Genomic DNA, 13,183 nt, shown 5'->3' on the forward strand with positions numbered 1-13,183 from the left:
GCAGGCTCAGGTGTGGGGGCTGGGCCGGGTGGCCGCGCTGGAGCATCCGACGGCGTGGGGCGGGCTGGTCGACCTGCCGGCCTCGGTCGCGGACCTCGCTCCCGACCTGCTGTGCGCCGTGCTGGCGGGGCGGAACGGGGAGGACCAGGTGGCACTGCGGCCGGCCGGGGCCTTCGGGCGGCGGCTGCTGCCCGCTCCGCTGGATGCCCAGGCCCCGGCCCAGGAGCGGGCGTGGACGCCCCGGGACGGCGTCCTCATCACCGGCGGGGTCGCCGGAGCCGCGGCCCTCGTGGCGCGGTGGCTGGCCGCGGACGGCACCAAGCGCATCGTGCTGCTGGCACCGGACGGCCCGGCCGCGCCCGGTGGTGCGGAACTGGTGGCCGAGCTGGCGGAGCTGGGCGCGGAGGCGACGGTGGTGGACGGCGTGCCGTCCGAACCGACGACCCGCCAGGAGCTGGCCGACCGGCTCGCGGCCTCGGGTCTGCGGGTCCGCACGGTCGTGCACGCCGGGGCGCCGGGCGACTGGGCGCCGCTGGCAGAGCTCACCCCAAACGAGCTGGCCGAGGCGCTGTCCGACGCCATGGGGGGAGCCGATCGGCTCGCGGAGCTGTGCGGCCTGGAGCCCGACGACCCGGTGGTGGTCTTCTCGTCCATCGCCGCGGTGTGGGGCGGTGGCGGGCACGGTGCCCGGGCGGCGGCCGACGCGTATCTCGACGCGTGGGCGCGGCGGCGCCAGGCGGCGGGCGGCCATGTCGCCCGGCTGGCGTGGGGCGTGTGGGACGGCTCGGAGGACCCGGAGGCGGCCGGACGCGCCGAGCGTCAGGGGCTTTTGGCCCTCCACCCGACGCCCGCGCTGGCCGCGCTGCGGCGGACGCTCGATCACAGCGGTGACGGAACCGACCAAGGCACCGTCCAGGCCGGTGATGAGGGCGGCGACCGGGGTGACGTCCACGCGGTGATCGCGGATGTGCACTGGGAGCGTTTCGTGCCCCTGTTCACCATGGCGCGTGCCAGCCGCCTCTTCGACGAGATCCCGGCGGCCCGGCGGGCGTGGCAGGCGGCACTGGACTCCTCGGACGACGAGAGTTCCGAGAGCCTGACGGCCCTGAGGGACCGGCTGGCGGCCCAGTCGCCCCAGGCGCGCACCGGCACGCTGCTGGCCCTCGTCCGCACCCATGTGGCCGGGGCGCTGCGCTACCCGGCGGCGGAGTCGGTCGATCCGGAGCAGCCCTTCAAGGAGCTGGGTTTCGACTCCCTGGCGGCCGTCGAGTTCCGGAACCGGCTACGGGGCGCCATCGGCCTGACTCTGCCCGCCACCCTGGTCTTCGACTATCCGACGCCGACCGCGCTGGCCGGGTATCTGGTCTCGCAGGTCCTGCCGGCCGAGCCGGCGGACGAACCCGCCGCCGCGCATCTCGACGAGATCGAGGCGACGCTCGCCGCCCTGGACGCGGACGACCCGCGCCGCACCGGGCTGACGCACCGACTGCGGTTGCTGCTGTGGCGGTACGCCGACGGGGACGATGCGCTCGAACCGCGCGAGGAGACGGGCGGGGACGACCTGGAAACGGCGTCCGCGGACGAGATGTTCGCCCTCATCGACCGCGAGTTCGGGGAGTCCTGAGCACGGCCGAGCCCCTGACCCCGGCGGGGTCAGGGGCTCGTGGCGATCGTAAGCCGGAGCGATCAGCGAGAACGGAGCTCCTCCGTCAGCCGTTCCAGTTCGGGGACCACCTCGTTGGGGGACGGCTGAGCCAGTACCTCCTGACGGAGCCGCTCGGCACCCGCCCGGTAGGAGGGGTCTTGCAGCAGCTTCGCCAGGTGATTCCGGATTCGCTTTCCTGTCATGCGCTCCGGCGGGATCCACCCACCCGCCTGGGCCTTTTCCAGCCGTGCGCCTCGCACCGAGGCGTCGGGGGCCATACGGCTGACCATCAGCTGTGGGACGCCGTGCGCCAGCGAGCTGCAAAAGGCGGGAAGTCCGCCGTGGTGAATCACTGCCGCACAGGACGGAATGACGAGGTGCAGCGGGACGAAATCGACAAGCCTGGTGTTCTGGGGGACGTGCTTCAGTTTTTCCTGGATTCTCCCCGGCAGGGTCATCACCAGTTCCATCTCGAGATCGGCCATGGAGTCCAGCCAGTCCTGCAGCTGCTCAATGGAGACCATCTGGTAGCTGGAGACGGGCTGCGAGCTGGACATGTCCCACATGCTCATCCCGAATGTGGCGAGGACACGCGGCGCCGGCGGCTCAGGGCGGATCCAGTCCGGCGCGACGGCGCGGCCGTTGTACGGCACATGGCGGACGGAGACCTGCGGCACATTGGCTTTGAGCCTCATGGAGTCCGGCACCTGGTCGATCGTGAACTGGCCGGTCACCAGCTCTTCGCGGAACTCGAAACCGTGTTTCTCCCCCCACGCGCCGAGCCATTCGGCCATGGGGTCCTCGCGGTCCGCCGGCTCCTGCTGCGCCAGCAGCTTCAGGAAGTGGCGGCGCATACGGGCCTCCACCTCGATACCGATCGGCATCCGCGCGTGTGCCGCCCCCACCGCGGCGGCGGCGACCGCCCCCGCGTGGCTCAGCCACTCCCAGACCACCAGGTCGGGCTTCCACCAACGGCAGTACGCGACCAGATCGTCGATCATCGAATCGTTCACGGCCTTGGCCACTTCGGTGGAAGTGGCGCAGAGCGACTTCAGGTAGCTCAGCGGAAACAACTCTTCGCGGTTCTCACCCAGATCGATGGGATGGTGAATTCCACCCCCTGTCGCTTCGGATGCTTCCGTCTGCGCTTGGTGCGCCTTCTCCAGGAAGTGCTCCTCCGATCCGACCGAAACCGCAGTCAGCCCCGACTGGACGATGACGTCGGTGAGGTCGGGGCCGCTGGCGACATGAACCTCATGGCCCGCGGTGCGCAGGGCCCAGGCCATCGGCACACAGAACTGGAAGTGGGTCCGCCAAGGAATGGTGACGAACAGGACACGCATGGCTGGCATCTCTCCTCTCTGGTTACCGGCAATGGCAACCAGTTCGCTCTCTCGCCCGTGTACCTTCGTCATCAACCGCATTCACGTTCACCCTAACGACGCCCCTAAAGGGGGTCTTGCACGTGCTCGACCGGCGTTAGTCCGCCTTTAGCCGTGCCCGAGAGACTGCGTACCGCCGGGATGCGACCAACGCCAAACGTATGAGGAGAGCGGTATGGCTCAGGGTTTTCAGGCCAGCCTGCAGTGGGAACGCATCAATGAACTCTGGGTTACCGAGGAGGCGTCGGCTGATCTGACCGGCTTCAAGTCGGACCGCCGGAATTTCAATATCGCCCTGTGGGATCCGACGACCAACGGAATCAGGTATCTGAGGGCTCTCGTCTATGAGTTGGCCACGCGGCTGAGCGACGACGACTGGTCGAAGATCGAGAAAGTCCGCAACCGTGACGTGGGAGATCCGGTCACCGTCCGATACGAGGGCAGGACCGTCTGTCTGGACTATCTCCAGGCGGCGCTCGAGCTCGGCTTCATCGAGAAGGAACTGGACCTGGGCGGCGCCCGCGTCCTGGAGATCGGCGCCGGGTACGGCCGTACGTGCCATGCGATGCTCTCCAACTACGACCTGGCCTCCTACACCATCGTCGACCTGAAGAACACCCTCGGGCTGAGCAGGGCGTATCTTCGCGAGGTCCTGGACGAGAAGCAGTTCTCCAAGATGAGGTTCGTCCAGGTGGAGGACATCGACACGGGGCTGGGCCCGGACGGCTTCGACCTGTGCGTCAACGTGCACTCCTTCACGGAGATGACCCCGGACACCGTCAAGGCGTATCTGCGCCTGATCGACGAGAGGTGCGGGGCGTTCTTCGTGAAGAACCCGGTCGGAAAGTTCCGGGACAAGAGCATGGACGGCCACCAGAAGGGCGAGGAGGCCGTGCGGCTGGCCATGCAGACCGGGCCGCTGCGGCAGGTGCTCGACATCCACGACAGCCAGGCCGTGGCGGCGGCCGTGCCGACCTTCATCGAGGCCTATCAGCCCGGCGACGGATGGACGTGCTCCGCCAACTCCCGTGGTGTGCCGTGGAGTTACTTCTGGCAGGCCCTCTATACGAAGACCGGCAACGGCCTTCGATAGCCCCCGTCTTCCCAGGAGGGAACCATGGCCGCCTCTCCGGTGCCCCCGCCCCGCGGTGACGAAGCGCTGGCCGGCACGCCGGTCCTGGTCCTGGGCGGCTCCGGCTACCTGGGGCGGCACATATGCTCGGCGTTCGGTGCTGCGGGCGCCCAGGTGGTGCCGGTCTCGCGCGGCGCGCGCGGCGGCGTGGACGGTGACGGCTGCCGCTCGGTGCGCCTGGATCTGACCGCGGCCGGGCCCGATGAGCTGGCCCGGCTGTGCGCCGGTACAGGGGCGCGGGTGCTGGTGAACGCCTCGGGCGCGGTCTGGGGCGGTGGCGAACGGCAGATGGCCGAGGCCAACACCGAGCTGGTCGGCCGGCTGGCCGGGGCCGTCGCCCGATTGCCGGGCCGGCCGCGGCTGATTCACCTGGGCAGCGCCTACGAGTACGGCCCGGCCCGCCCGGGGACCGCGATCGCGGAGGACTGGCCGCCCGCCCCGACCACCGTCTACGGCCGCACCAAGCTGAGTGGCTCGCAGGCCGTCCTGCGGGCCGCCGCCGAGCTCGGTGTCGCCGGAACCGTGCTGCGGGTCTCCGTCGCCTGCGGCCCGGGCGCCCCGGTGAGCAGCCTCGCCGGGGCGGTGGCCGCGCACCTGGCGGCCGGCCGCGACGAGCTGCGGCTCGCGCCCCTGCGCGACCACCGCGACCTGGTGGACGTCCGGGACGTGGCCGACGCGGTGGTCGCGGCGGCCGTGGCACCGGTCGCCGCCGTCACCGGCGCAGTCGTCAACATCGGCAGCGGCCAGGCGGTGCCCGTGCGCCGGCTGGTCGACCTGATGATCGCCCTCAGCGGGCGCCCGGTGCGTGTCATCGAGGACCCCGCGCTGCGCCGGACACGTTCCGACGCGGCCTGGCAGCGACTGGACATCGGACGTGCGCGGCGCCTGCTGGGCTGGGCGCCGCGCCGAACCCTGCGGGAGTCACTGCGCGATCTGCTCGCCGCCGTCGGCGCGCCGCAGCCCGCGGCGGTACGAGCGGCAACAGCGATCGGACCCCGGAACAGTCATGGGAAGGACAGCAGATGAGCGAACGGGTCGCGCGCATCCTCGACGAGGTGCGCAAGTACCACCAGGACAGCCAGGAGGGGCGAGGCTTCATCCCCGGGGTCACCGAGATCTGGCCCTCGGGCGCGGTGCTCGACGAGGACGACCGGGTCGCGCTGGTGCAGGCCGCGCTGGAGATGCGGATCGCCGCGGGCAAGCTCTCCCGGAAGTTCGAGTCGGCCTTCGCGCGCCGGATGAAGCGCCGCAAGGCACACCTGACGAACTCCGGGTCGTCCGCGAACCTCCTCGCGATCTCCGCGCTGACCTCCCACCTGCTGGGCGAGCGCCGGCTGCGCCCGGGCGACGAGGTCATCACGGTGGCGGCGAGCTTCCCCACCACCGTCAACCCGATCCTGCAGAACGGGCTGGTCCCGGTCTATGTGGACGTCGAGTTGGGGACGTACAACGCCACGGCCGAGCGGGTGGCGGAGGCGATCGGGCCGCGCACCCGGGCCATCATGATGGCGCACACGCTGGGCAACCCCTTCGAGGCCACGGAGATGGCCCGGCTGGCGCAGGACCACGACCTGATTTTGATTGAGGACAGCTGCGACGCCGTGGGCTCCACCTACGACGGGCGGCCGGCGGGGACGTTCGGCGATCTGACGACCGTCAGCTTCTATCCCGCGCACCATCTGACCATGGGTGAGGGCGGCTGCGTGCTGACCTCGAACCTGGTCCTGGCGCGGATCGTGGAGTCGCTGCGGGACTGGGGCCGGGACTGCTGGTGCGAGCCGGGCGAGAGCGACACATGCCGCAAGCGGTTCGGGTACCAGATGGGCACGCTGCCGGCCGGCTACGACCACAAGTACATCTTCTCCCACATCGGGTACAACCTGAAGTCGACCGACCTCCAGGCGGCGCTCGGGCTGACCCAGCTCGACAAGCTCGACGCGTTCTGCTCGGCCCGGCGGAGCAACTGGCGGCGGCTGCGCGAAGGGCTGGACGGGCTGCCGTGGCTGACACTGCCGGAGGCGACGCCGCGCTCCGATCCGAGCTGGTTCGGGTTCGTCCTGACCGTCGATCCGCGGGCCCCGTTCAGCCGCGCCGAGCTGGTCGACTTCCTGGAGTCCCGCAAGATCGGCACACGTCGGCTGTTCGCCGGGAACCTGACGCGCCACCCCGCGCATGCCGAAGCGCCGCACCGGGTGTGCGGCGATCTGGCCAACAGCGACATCGTCACCGAGCACACGTTCTGGGTCGGCGTCTATCCAGGGCTGACCGAGGAGATGATCGACTTCATGGTCTCCTCCATCACCGAGTTCATCGGGAGCCACCGGTGAGCGCGGAGCGTTTGAGCGGCTCCCACCAGGGGCGGTTGTCCCGGTACCAGGCGACCGTCTCGGCCAGCCCGGCCGCGAAGTCGTGGCGCGGGCGGTAGCCGAGTTCGTCCCTGGCCTTGTCGTCCTGGACCGCGTAGCGCCGGTCGTGCCCCTTGCGGTCCTCGACGTACCGTACGCGGCTCCAGCCGGCGCCGCAGGCGTCCAACAGCCGGCCGGTCAGCTCCCGGTTGGTCAACGCGGTGCCGCCGCCGATGTTGTAGATCTCGCCGGGCGATCCCTTGGTGCGCACCAGTTCCACGCCGCGGCAGTGGTCCTCCACGTGCAGCCAGTCGCGCACGTTCAGCCCGTCGCCGTACAGCGGCACGTCCTCGCCGTCGAGCAGGTTGGTGATGAACAGCGGGATGATCTTTTCCGGGAACTGGTGGGGCCCGTAGTTGTTGCTGCACCGGGTGACGCGTACGTCCAGCCCATGGGTGCGGTGGTAGGCGAGGGCGATCAGGTCGGAGGCGGCCTTGGAGGCGGCGTACGGCGAGTTGGGGTCCAGTACGGCGGTCTCGGGGCTGAATCCGGTCTCGACCGAGCCGTAGACCTCGTCGGTGGAGACATGGACGAAACGCTCCACCCCGTGGCGCAGGGCCGCCTGCAGCAGCGTGTGGGTGCCCTCGACATTGGTGCGCACGAAGGGGTCGGCGCCGGCGATGGAGCGGTCGACGTGGGATTCGGCGGCGAAGTGGACCACTTGGCCGGCCCGCGCCATCAGCGTGTCGACCAGGTCGGCGTCGCAGATGTCGCCGTGCACGAACGTCAGCCGGGGGTCGGCGGTGTCGAGGTTGCTCAGTGTCCCCGCGTAGGTGAGCTTGTCCAGCACGGTGACATGTGAGACGTCGGGGCCCCACTCCGCGCCGCCCCGTGCGAGGAGCCTGCGTGCATAGGTGGACCCGATGAACCCCGCGGCACCTGTGACCAGGAGCTTCATATCTCCTCCAGAAAGCGCGCGGGCGGCAGGCCCTGCCGGTACGAGCGCGCCCGGTCCATGACGTACTGGCCGTAGGGTGAGTTGCTCATCTCGGTGCCGAGGGTGTAACACTCGTCGGCTCCGATGAATCCCATGTACATGGCGATCTCCTCGACGCAGCCGAGCCGCGTGCCTTGGTAGTGCTGAACGTCGCGCACCATACGGCCCGCGTCCAGGAGGGTCTCGTGGGTGCCGGTGTCCAGCCAGGTGACACCCCTGCCGAGCCACACCAGATCGGCCGTGCCCTCCTCGAGATAGGCGCGCAGGACGTCCGTGATCTCCAGTTCGCCCCGGGCCGAGGGCACCAGGCGCTTGGCCACGTCGACGACGCCGCCGTCGAAGAGGTACAGGCCGGGAATGGCCAGGTTCGACCGGGGCCGCTCGGGCTTCTCCTCGATGGACAGCAGCCTGCCGCGCTCGTCGATTTCGGCGACGCCGAAGTGCCGGGGATCGGCGACCTCGTGCCCGAACAGCACGCATCCGCGCAGCCGCTGCACACTCCTGCGGAGCAGCGCGGGCAGATTCGCGCCGTGGAAGAGGTTGTCGCCCAGGATCAGCGCGCACTCCTCTCCGCGAATATGATCCGCGCCGACCCGGAAGGCGTCGGCGATTCCCCGCGGTTTCTCCTGGGAGGCATAAGAGACGTTCAGCCCCAGGCGCCGGCCGTCTCCGAAAAGCTGGCGGAATTGAGGCAGCTCGGTGGGGCGACTGATGATCAGGATATCCCGGATGCCCGCGAACATGAGAACGGACAGCGGATAGTAGATCATGGGTTTGTCGTAAACGGGAACCAACTGTTTCGACCCCGTCAAGGTGAGGGGCTGCAGCCGTGTTCCGTTCCCGCCCGCGAGAATGATGCCCTTCATCATGTCAGGACTTCCCGAACTCGGTGGCGATCAAATCGAATATATCCTCCGCCGTCGCCGTTTCCAGGTCGTCGTGGGACCCGGTGGCGCGGGCGGTATCGCTCCACTTGTCGGCCAGGAGCCGCAGCCGTGCGGCGATCCGGGAGCAGGCGGCCTCGTCGACGGTGTCCGGGGCGTGGGCGGCGTCCCAGCCGTCCAGTTCCGACATGATCAGCTGTTCGCCCGAGGCCGCGTCGGCGACAAGCAGCCCGTGCAGATGGCGGGCGAGCTCCTCGGCCGAGGGGTAGTCGAACAGGACGGTGGTGGGCAGCCGCAGCCCGGTGCCGGCGTTCAGCCGGTCCCGCAGCTGGACGGCGGTGAGCGAGTCGAAGCCCAGCTCCTGGAACGGCTTGGTGGGGGGCACGGCGTCCGCGTCGGCGTGACCGAGCGTGGTGGCCGCGTGCGCCTGGACGTGTCGTACAAGGATGTGGTGCTGCTCGGCCGGCGGGCAGCCGGCGAGCTTCCGCCTCAGCGGGTCCGCCTCGTCCTCCCTGGGCCGGGTCTCCTCGGCGCGCGCCTCGGCGGCCTCCGGAAGGTCGGAGAGCAGCGGGCTCGGGCGCAGCGCGGTGAAGCCCGTCAGGAAGCGCCGCCAGTCGATGGCGGCGACCACGGCGTTGGTCTCCCGGCGTTCCACCGCCTGCTGAAGGGAGGCGATGGCCAGGCCGGGGTCGAGGGGGTGGATGCCGCGGCGGCGGAAGGCGTCGACCTCGTCGGCGGTGGTGGCCATGCCCACTTCGCCCCACAGCCCCCAGGCCACGGAGGTGGTCGGCAGGCCGAGGCCGCGGCGGTGCTCGGCGAGGGCGTCCAGGTAGGCGTTGGCGGCGGCGTAGGCGGCCTGCTGCCCGCTGCCCCAGGACGCGGAGACCGAGGAGAACAGGATGAACGCGGAGAGGTCGAGGGCCCGCGTCAGCTCGTGGAGGTGCCAGGCCGCGAGCGCCTTCGGTGCCAGCATGCGGTTCAGGTGCTCGTCGTCCACGTCGGCGATGAGGTCCTGCTCGCTGACGCCCGCGGCATGGATGACGGCGGACAGCGGGTGCTCGGCGGGGATCGCGTCCAGCACGCCGCGCATGGCCTCCGGGTCCGCCGCGTCGCAGGCGGCGATGGTCACCGCGACGCCCAGGCCGCGCAGTTCGGCGGCCAGTTCCGCGGCGCCGGGCGCGTCGGGGCCGCGTCGGCTGGTGAGAACCAGATGGGCGGCCCCGCGTTCAGCGGCCCAGCGGGCCAGCAGCGCGCCGACGCCTCCGGTGCCACCGGTGATCAGCACACTGCCCCGGGGCTGCCACGCCTGGCCCGTGGTACGCCCGCCAGTGGTGTGGACGAGGCGGCGCGCCAGCGTCCCGCCGGCCCGGATCGCCACCTGGTCCTCGGCCTGGCCGCCCGTCGGCGCGCTGGCCAGCAGGGCCGCCAGCCGCGCCTCGGTCCGCTGGTCGGGCTCGGCCGGCAGATCCACCAGACCGCCCCACCGGTCGGGGTGTTCCAGCGCGGCCACCCGGCCCAAACCCCAGGTCTGGGCCTGGAGGGGGTGCGACAGCGGGTCGTCGTGGCCGGTGGACACCGCGCCCTGGGTCACGCACCACAGCGGCGCGGTGATCCCCGCGTCGCCGAGCGCCTGGAGGGCCGCCACGGTGGCGGCGAGCCCGGCGGGCACGGCCGGGTGGTCGGGGCGGGGGCGCTCGTCGAGCGCGAGCAGGCTGACCACCCCGGCCGGGGCGTCGTCACCGCGCAAGCCCGTCAGCCGTTCGGCGAGTTCGGCGCGGCTGGTGACGGAGGGGTCGGCGGGGCAGGGCCGGACCTCGGCGCCGTGCCCGGTCAGGGCCCCGGTCACGGTACGGACCGCCGGGTGGTCCTCGTAGCCGGTGGGGACGAGCAGCAGCCAGGTGCCGCTCACGGCGGGCGGGGCGGGGTCTGGCAGCGGTGTCCACCTGATCTGGTGGCGCCATGACTCCAGGGTGGTGCGTTCGCGGTGGCGGCGGCGCCAGGTGGACAGCACGGGCAGGGCGGGCCGCAGCGCCTCGATGTCCTCGGCCGTGCCGTCCGGCTCCAGCACCCGCGCCAGCGCCTCGACATCGAGGTCTTCGACGGCGCCCCACAGTTCGGCCTCGGCCGGGTCCTGCGCGCCGTCGCCGCGGACCGCACGGGCCTGGGGCAGCCAGTAGCGCTCGCGGTCGAACGCGTACGTGGGCAGGGCCGTCGTCCGGGGGGCGGGCGGGCCGTCGAACCAGGGCCGCCAGTCCACGGGCGCCCCGGAGGTGAACGCCTGCGCCAGCGCAGTGGCCAGCTGTGCCGGGCCGCCCTCGTCGCGGCGCAGCGTGCCCATGGCCGCCGCGGCGACCTGGGCGGACTCGAAGCACTGCTGGAGCGCCGGAACGACCACGGGGTGCGTGCTGACCTCGATGAACACCCGGTGTCCCGCGGTCAGTAGCGCGTCGACCGCCTCGGTGAGCCGGACGGGCCGGCGCAGGTTCGTCAGCCAGTAGCCTGCGTCCAGGGCGGTGGCGGTGTCCATCGGGCCGCCGGTCACGGTCGAGTAGAACGCGACGTCGGTGGCCTGCCCGCCGACTCCGGCGAGGCGGGCCGTCACCTCGTCGGCGATCTCGTCCACCTGGGGACCGTGCGAGGCGTAGTCCACATCGATGGTGCGGGCCCGCGCACCGGTGGCCTCGCAGGCGGCGACGACAGCGGCCACGGCGTCGGGCGGGCCGGAGACCACGGTGGAGGACGGGCTGTTCAGCGCCGCCACCCCCACACCGGCGGCCTTCTCGCCCACGTCGTCGACGAGCCGCTCGGCCGTGTCGGGGTCGACGCCCAGGGAGGCCATCGCGCCACGGCCGGCCAGCGCCCGCAGCGCCTGCGAGCGCAGGGCCACCACCCGGGCCCCGTCCTCCAGCGGGAGTGCGCCCGCGACACACGCGGCCGCGATCTCGCCCTGGGAGTGGCCGACGACCGCCGCGGGCCGCACGCCGTGGTGGGCCCACAGGGCAGCCAGGGAGACCATCAGCGCCCACAGCACCGGCTGGACCACATCGACACGGCCGAGGTCGGCGGCGCCGTCGGCGCCCCGCAACACCTCCGTCAGGGACCAGTCCACGTACGGGGCGAGCGCCGCCTCGCACTCCGCGATCCGGGCGGCGAACACCGGTGAGGCGTCCAGCAGTTCGGCGCCCATCCCGGGCCACTGGGAGCCCTGCCCCGGGAACACCAGGACCACCCCCGCGCCCGGCGCGCCCGGCGTGCCGGTCACCACGTGGGGCGCCGGCTCCCCCGCCGCCAGCGCGGCCAGCCGCTCCCGCAGCGTCGCGCCATCGGGGCCGGTGACGACCGCCCGGTGCTCGAACACCGAGCGCGTGGTCACCAGCGACCAGCCCACCGCCCGCGGGTCGCCGTCGGTCGCCGCGTCGAGCAGCCGCCGGGCCTGGCGGCGCAGCGCGGCCGCGCTGCGCGCCGACAGCACCCAGGGGGTGACGAGCGCGGCGGGCTCGGCGGGCTGAGCGGATTCGTTGGCAGGTGGTGCGGGTTCGGGGGCCTCTTCCAGGATCAGGTGTGCGTTGGTTCCCGAGAAACCGAAGGCGGACACGCCCGCCCGCCGGGGGCGCTCGGCGCGCGGCCACTCGACGGCCTGGTCCAGCAGCCGCACTCCGCCCGTGTCCCAGGCCACATGCGGGGTGGGCTCGTCGATGTGCAGGGAGCGCGGCAGCATCCCGTGGCGCAGCGCCATGACCATCTTGATCACGCCGGCGGCACCGGCGGCGATCTGGGTGTGGCCGATGTTGGACTTGATCGACCCCAGCCACAGGGGCCGCCCCTCGGGCCGGTCCTGGCCGTAGGCGGCCAGCAGCGCCTGGGCCTCGATGGGATCGCCGAGGCTGGTGCCCGTCCCGTGTGCCTCCACCGCGTCCACGTCCGCCGGCGCGAGCCGGGCGTTGGCCAGCGCCTGCTGGATGACGCGCTGCTGTGACGGCCCGTTCGGCGCGGTCAGACCGTTGCTGGCACCGTCCTCGTTGACGGCGGAGCCACGGATGACCGCCAGCACCTCGTGGCCGTTGCGGCGTGCGTCCGACAGCCGCTCCAGTAGCACCACACCGGCACCCTCGGCGAGGTTCATGCCGTCGGCGTCCGCCGAGAAGGGCTTGGCCCGGCCGTCCGGGGCCAGGGCGCGCAGCTCGCTGAACCCGACCAGCGGTGCCGGTGAGGACATCACGTACACCCCACCGGCCAGCGCCAGCGTCACCTCTTCCTCCCGCAGCGCCTGGCACGCCAGGTGGATGGCGACCAGCGCCGAGGAGCAGGCGGTGTCCAGCGTCACCGCGGCGCCCTCCAGGCCGAGGGTGTACGCCACGCGTCCGGCGACCACGCTCGGCGAGTTGCCGGTGGTCAGCTGGCCCGCCGCGCCCTCGGGCACCTGGAAGGAGTTGAGGAAGTAGTCGAGGCCGTCGCAGCCGAGGTAGGTGCCGGTGGCGCTGGAGCGCAGGGTGTGCGGGTCGATGCGGGCGTGCTCGACGGCTTCCCAGGCCAGCTCCAGCGCCAGCCGCTGCTGCGGGGCCATGGTGACCGCCTCGTTCGGGCTGATCCCGAAGAACGCGGCGTCGAACCGGCCGGCGTCGCGGAGGAAGCCGCCCTCGCGCACATAGCTGGTGCCCGGATGCCCGGGTTCGGGGTCGTAGAGCGCTTCGAGGTCCCAGCCTCGGTCGGCGGGCAGGCCGCCGGTGCCCTCGCGGCCGGCGGCGACCAGGTCCCACAGGTCCTCGGGGGACCCCGCATCGCCGGGGAAACGGCAGCC

General features: G+C 71.9%; 8 protein-coding genes. 4 read left to right on the top strand and 4 right to left on the bottom strand.

Annotated elements, in window-relative coordinates:
• On the top strand, positions 1–1,624 hold a 1,624-nt coding region (locus tag CCN51_RS27505; protein WP_143675905.1), incomplete at its 5' end, for a beta-ketoacyl reductase.
• 62 nt (positions 1,625–1,686) lie between these two features.
• Here CCN51_RS27505 and CCN51_RS27510 read toward each other — a convergent pair.
• Positions 1,687–2,988 carry an activator-dependent family glycosyltransferase gene (locus tag CCN51_RS27510; RefSeq protein ID WP_014180981.1) on the bottom strand — a complete coding sequence of 434 codons (1,302 nt, stop codon included), beginning with the start codon at positions 2,986–2,988 and terminating at the stop codon, positions 1,687–1,689.
• Between the two features lie 214 nt (positions 2,989–3,202).
• Here CCN51_RS27510 and CCN51_RS27515 point away from each other — a divergent pair, with 214 nt between their 5' ends.
• From CCN51_RS27515 to rfbH, 3 genes are read left to right on the top strand one after another with little or no spacing between them, the layout of a single operon-like run.
• The gene (locus tag CCN51_RS27515; RefSeq protein ID WP_014180980.1) at positions 3,203–4,120 is read left to right on the top strand and encodes a putative sugar O-methyltransferase; all 918 of its coding nucleotides are present in this window, start codon (positions 3,203–3,205) and stop codon (positions 4,118–4,120) included.
• A gap of 24 nt (positions 4,121–4,144) precedes the next feature.
• A complete protein-coding gene (locus CCN51_RS27520) occupies positions 4,145–5,185 on the top strand; it encodes an NAD-dependent epimerase/dehydratase family protein (protein WP_014180979.1) in 1,041 nt (346 codons plus the stop codon).
• The gene (gene rfbH, locus CCN51_RS27525; protein ID WP_014180978.1) at positions 5,182–6,486 is read left to right on the top strand and encodes a lipopolysaccharide biosynthesis protein RfbH; all 1,305 of its coding nucleotides are present in this window, start codon (positions 5,182–5,184) and stop codon (positions 6,484–6,486) included. Before CCN51_RS27520 ends, rfbH begins: the two co-directional genes overlap by 4 nt.
• Here the strand turns inward: rfbH and rfbB are convergent.
• The 3 genes from rfbB to CCN51_RS27540 all read right to left on the bottom strand — a co-directional run.
• The gene (gene rfbB / locus CCN51_RS27530) at positions 6,467–7,462 is read right to left on the bottom strand and encodes a dTDP-glucose 4,6-dehydratase (RefSeq protein WP_014180977.1); all 996 of its coding nucleotides are present in this window, start codon (positions 7,460–7,462) and stop codon (positions 6,467–6,469) included. The genes rfbH and rfbB overlap by 20 nt on opposite strands.
• Positions 7,459–8,367 carry a glucose-1-phosphate thymidylyltransferase RfbA gene (gene rfbA, locus CCN51_RS27535; RefSeq protein ID WP_043492200.1) on the bottom strand — a complete coding sequence of 303 codons (909 nt, stop codon included), beginning with the start codon at positions 8,365–8,367 and terminating at the stop codon, positions 7,459–7,461. The genes rfbB and rfbA overlap by 4 nt, the downstream gene beginning before the upstream one ends.
• 4 nt (positions 8,368–8,371) lie before the next feature.
• Positions 8,372–13,183: type I polyketide synthase (locus tag CCN51_RS27540; RefSeq protein ID WP_086860192.1), on the bottom strand; the 4,812-nt coding region annotated here is incomplete at its 5' end.

This window comes from Streptomyces milbemycinicus, assembly GCF_002154605.1.
Lineage (GTDB): Bacteria > Actinomycetota > Actinomycetes > Streptomycetales > Streptomycetaceae > Streptomyces > Streptomyces milbemycinicus.

Coding starts and splice junctions, on each gene's coding strand:
- CCN51_RS27510 (WP_014180981.1), bottom strand. CDS start 2,988: ATGCGTGTCCTGTTCGTCACCATTCCTTGGCGGACCCACTTCCAGTTC.
- CCN51_RS27515 (WP_014180980.1), top strand. CDS start 3,203: ATGGCTCAGGGTTTTCAGGCCAGCCTGCAGTGGGAACGCATCAATGAA.
- CCN51_RS27520 (WP_014180979.1), top strand. CDS start 4,145: ATGGCCGCCTCTCCGGTGCCCCCGCCCCGCGGTGACGAAGCGCTGGCC.
- rfbH (WP_014180978.1), top strand. CDS start 5,182: ATGAGCGAACGGGTCGCGCGCATCCTCGACGAGGTGCGCAAGTACCAC.
- rfbB (WP_014180977.1), bottom strand. CDS start 7,462: ATGAAGCTCCTGGTCACAGGTGCCGCGGGGTTCATCGGGTCCACCTAT.
- rfbA (WP_043492200.1), bottom strand. CDS start 8,367: ATGAAGGGCATCATTCTCGCGGGCGGGAACGGAACACGGCTGCAGCCC.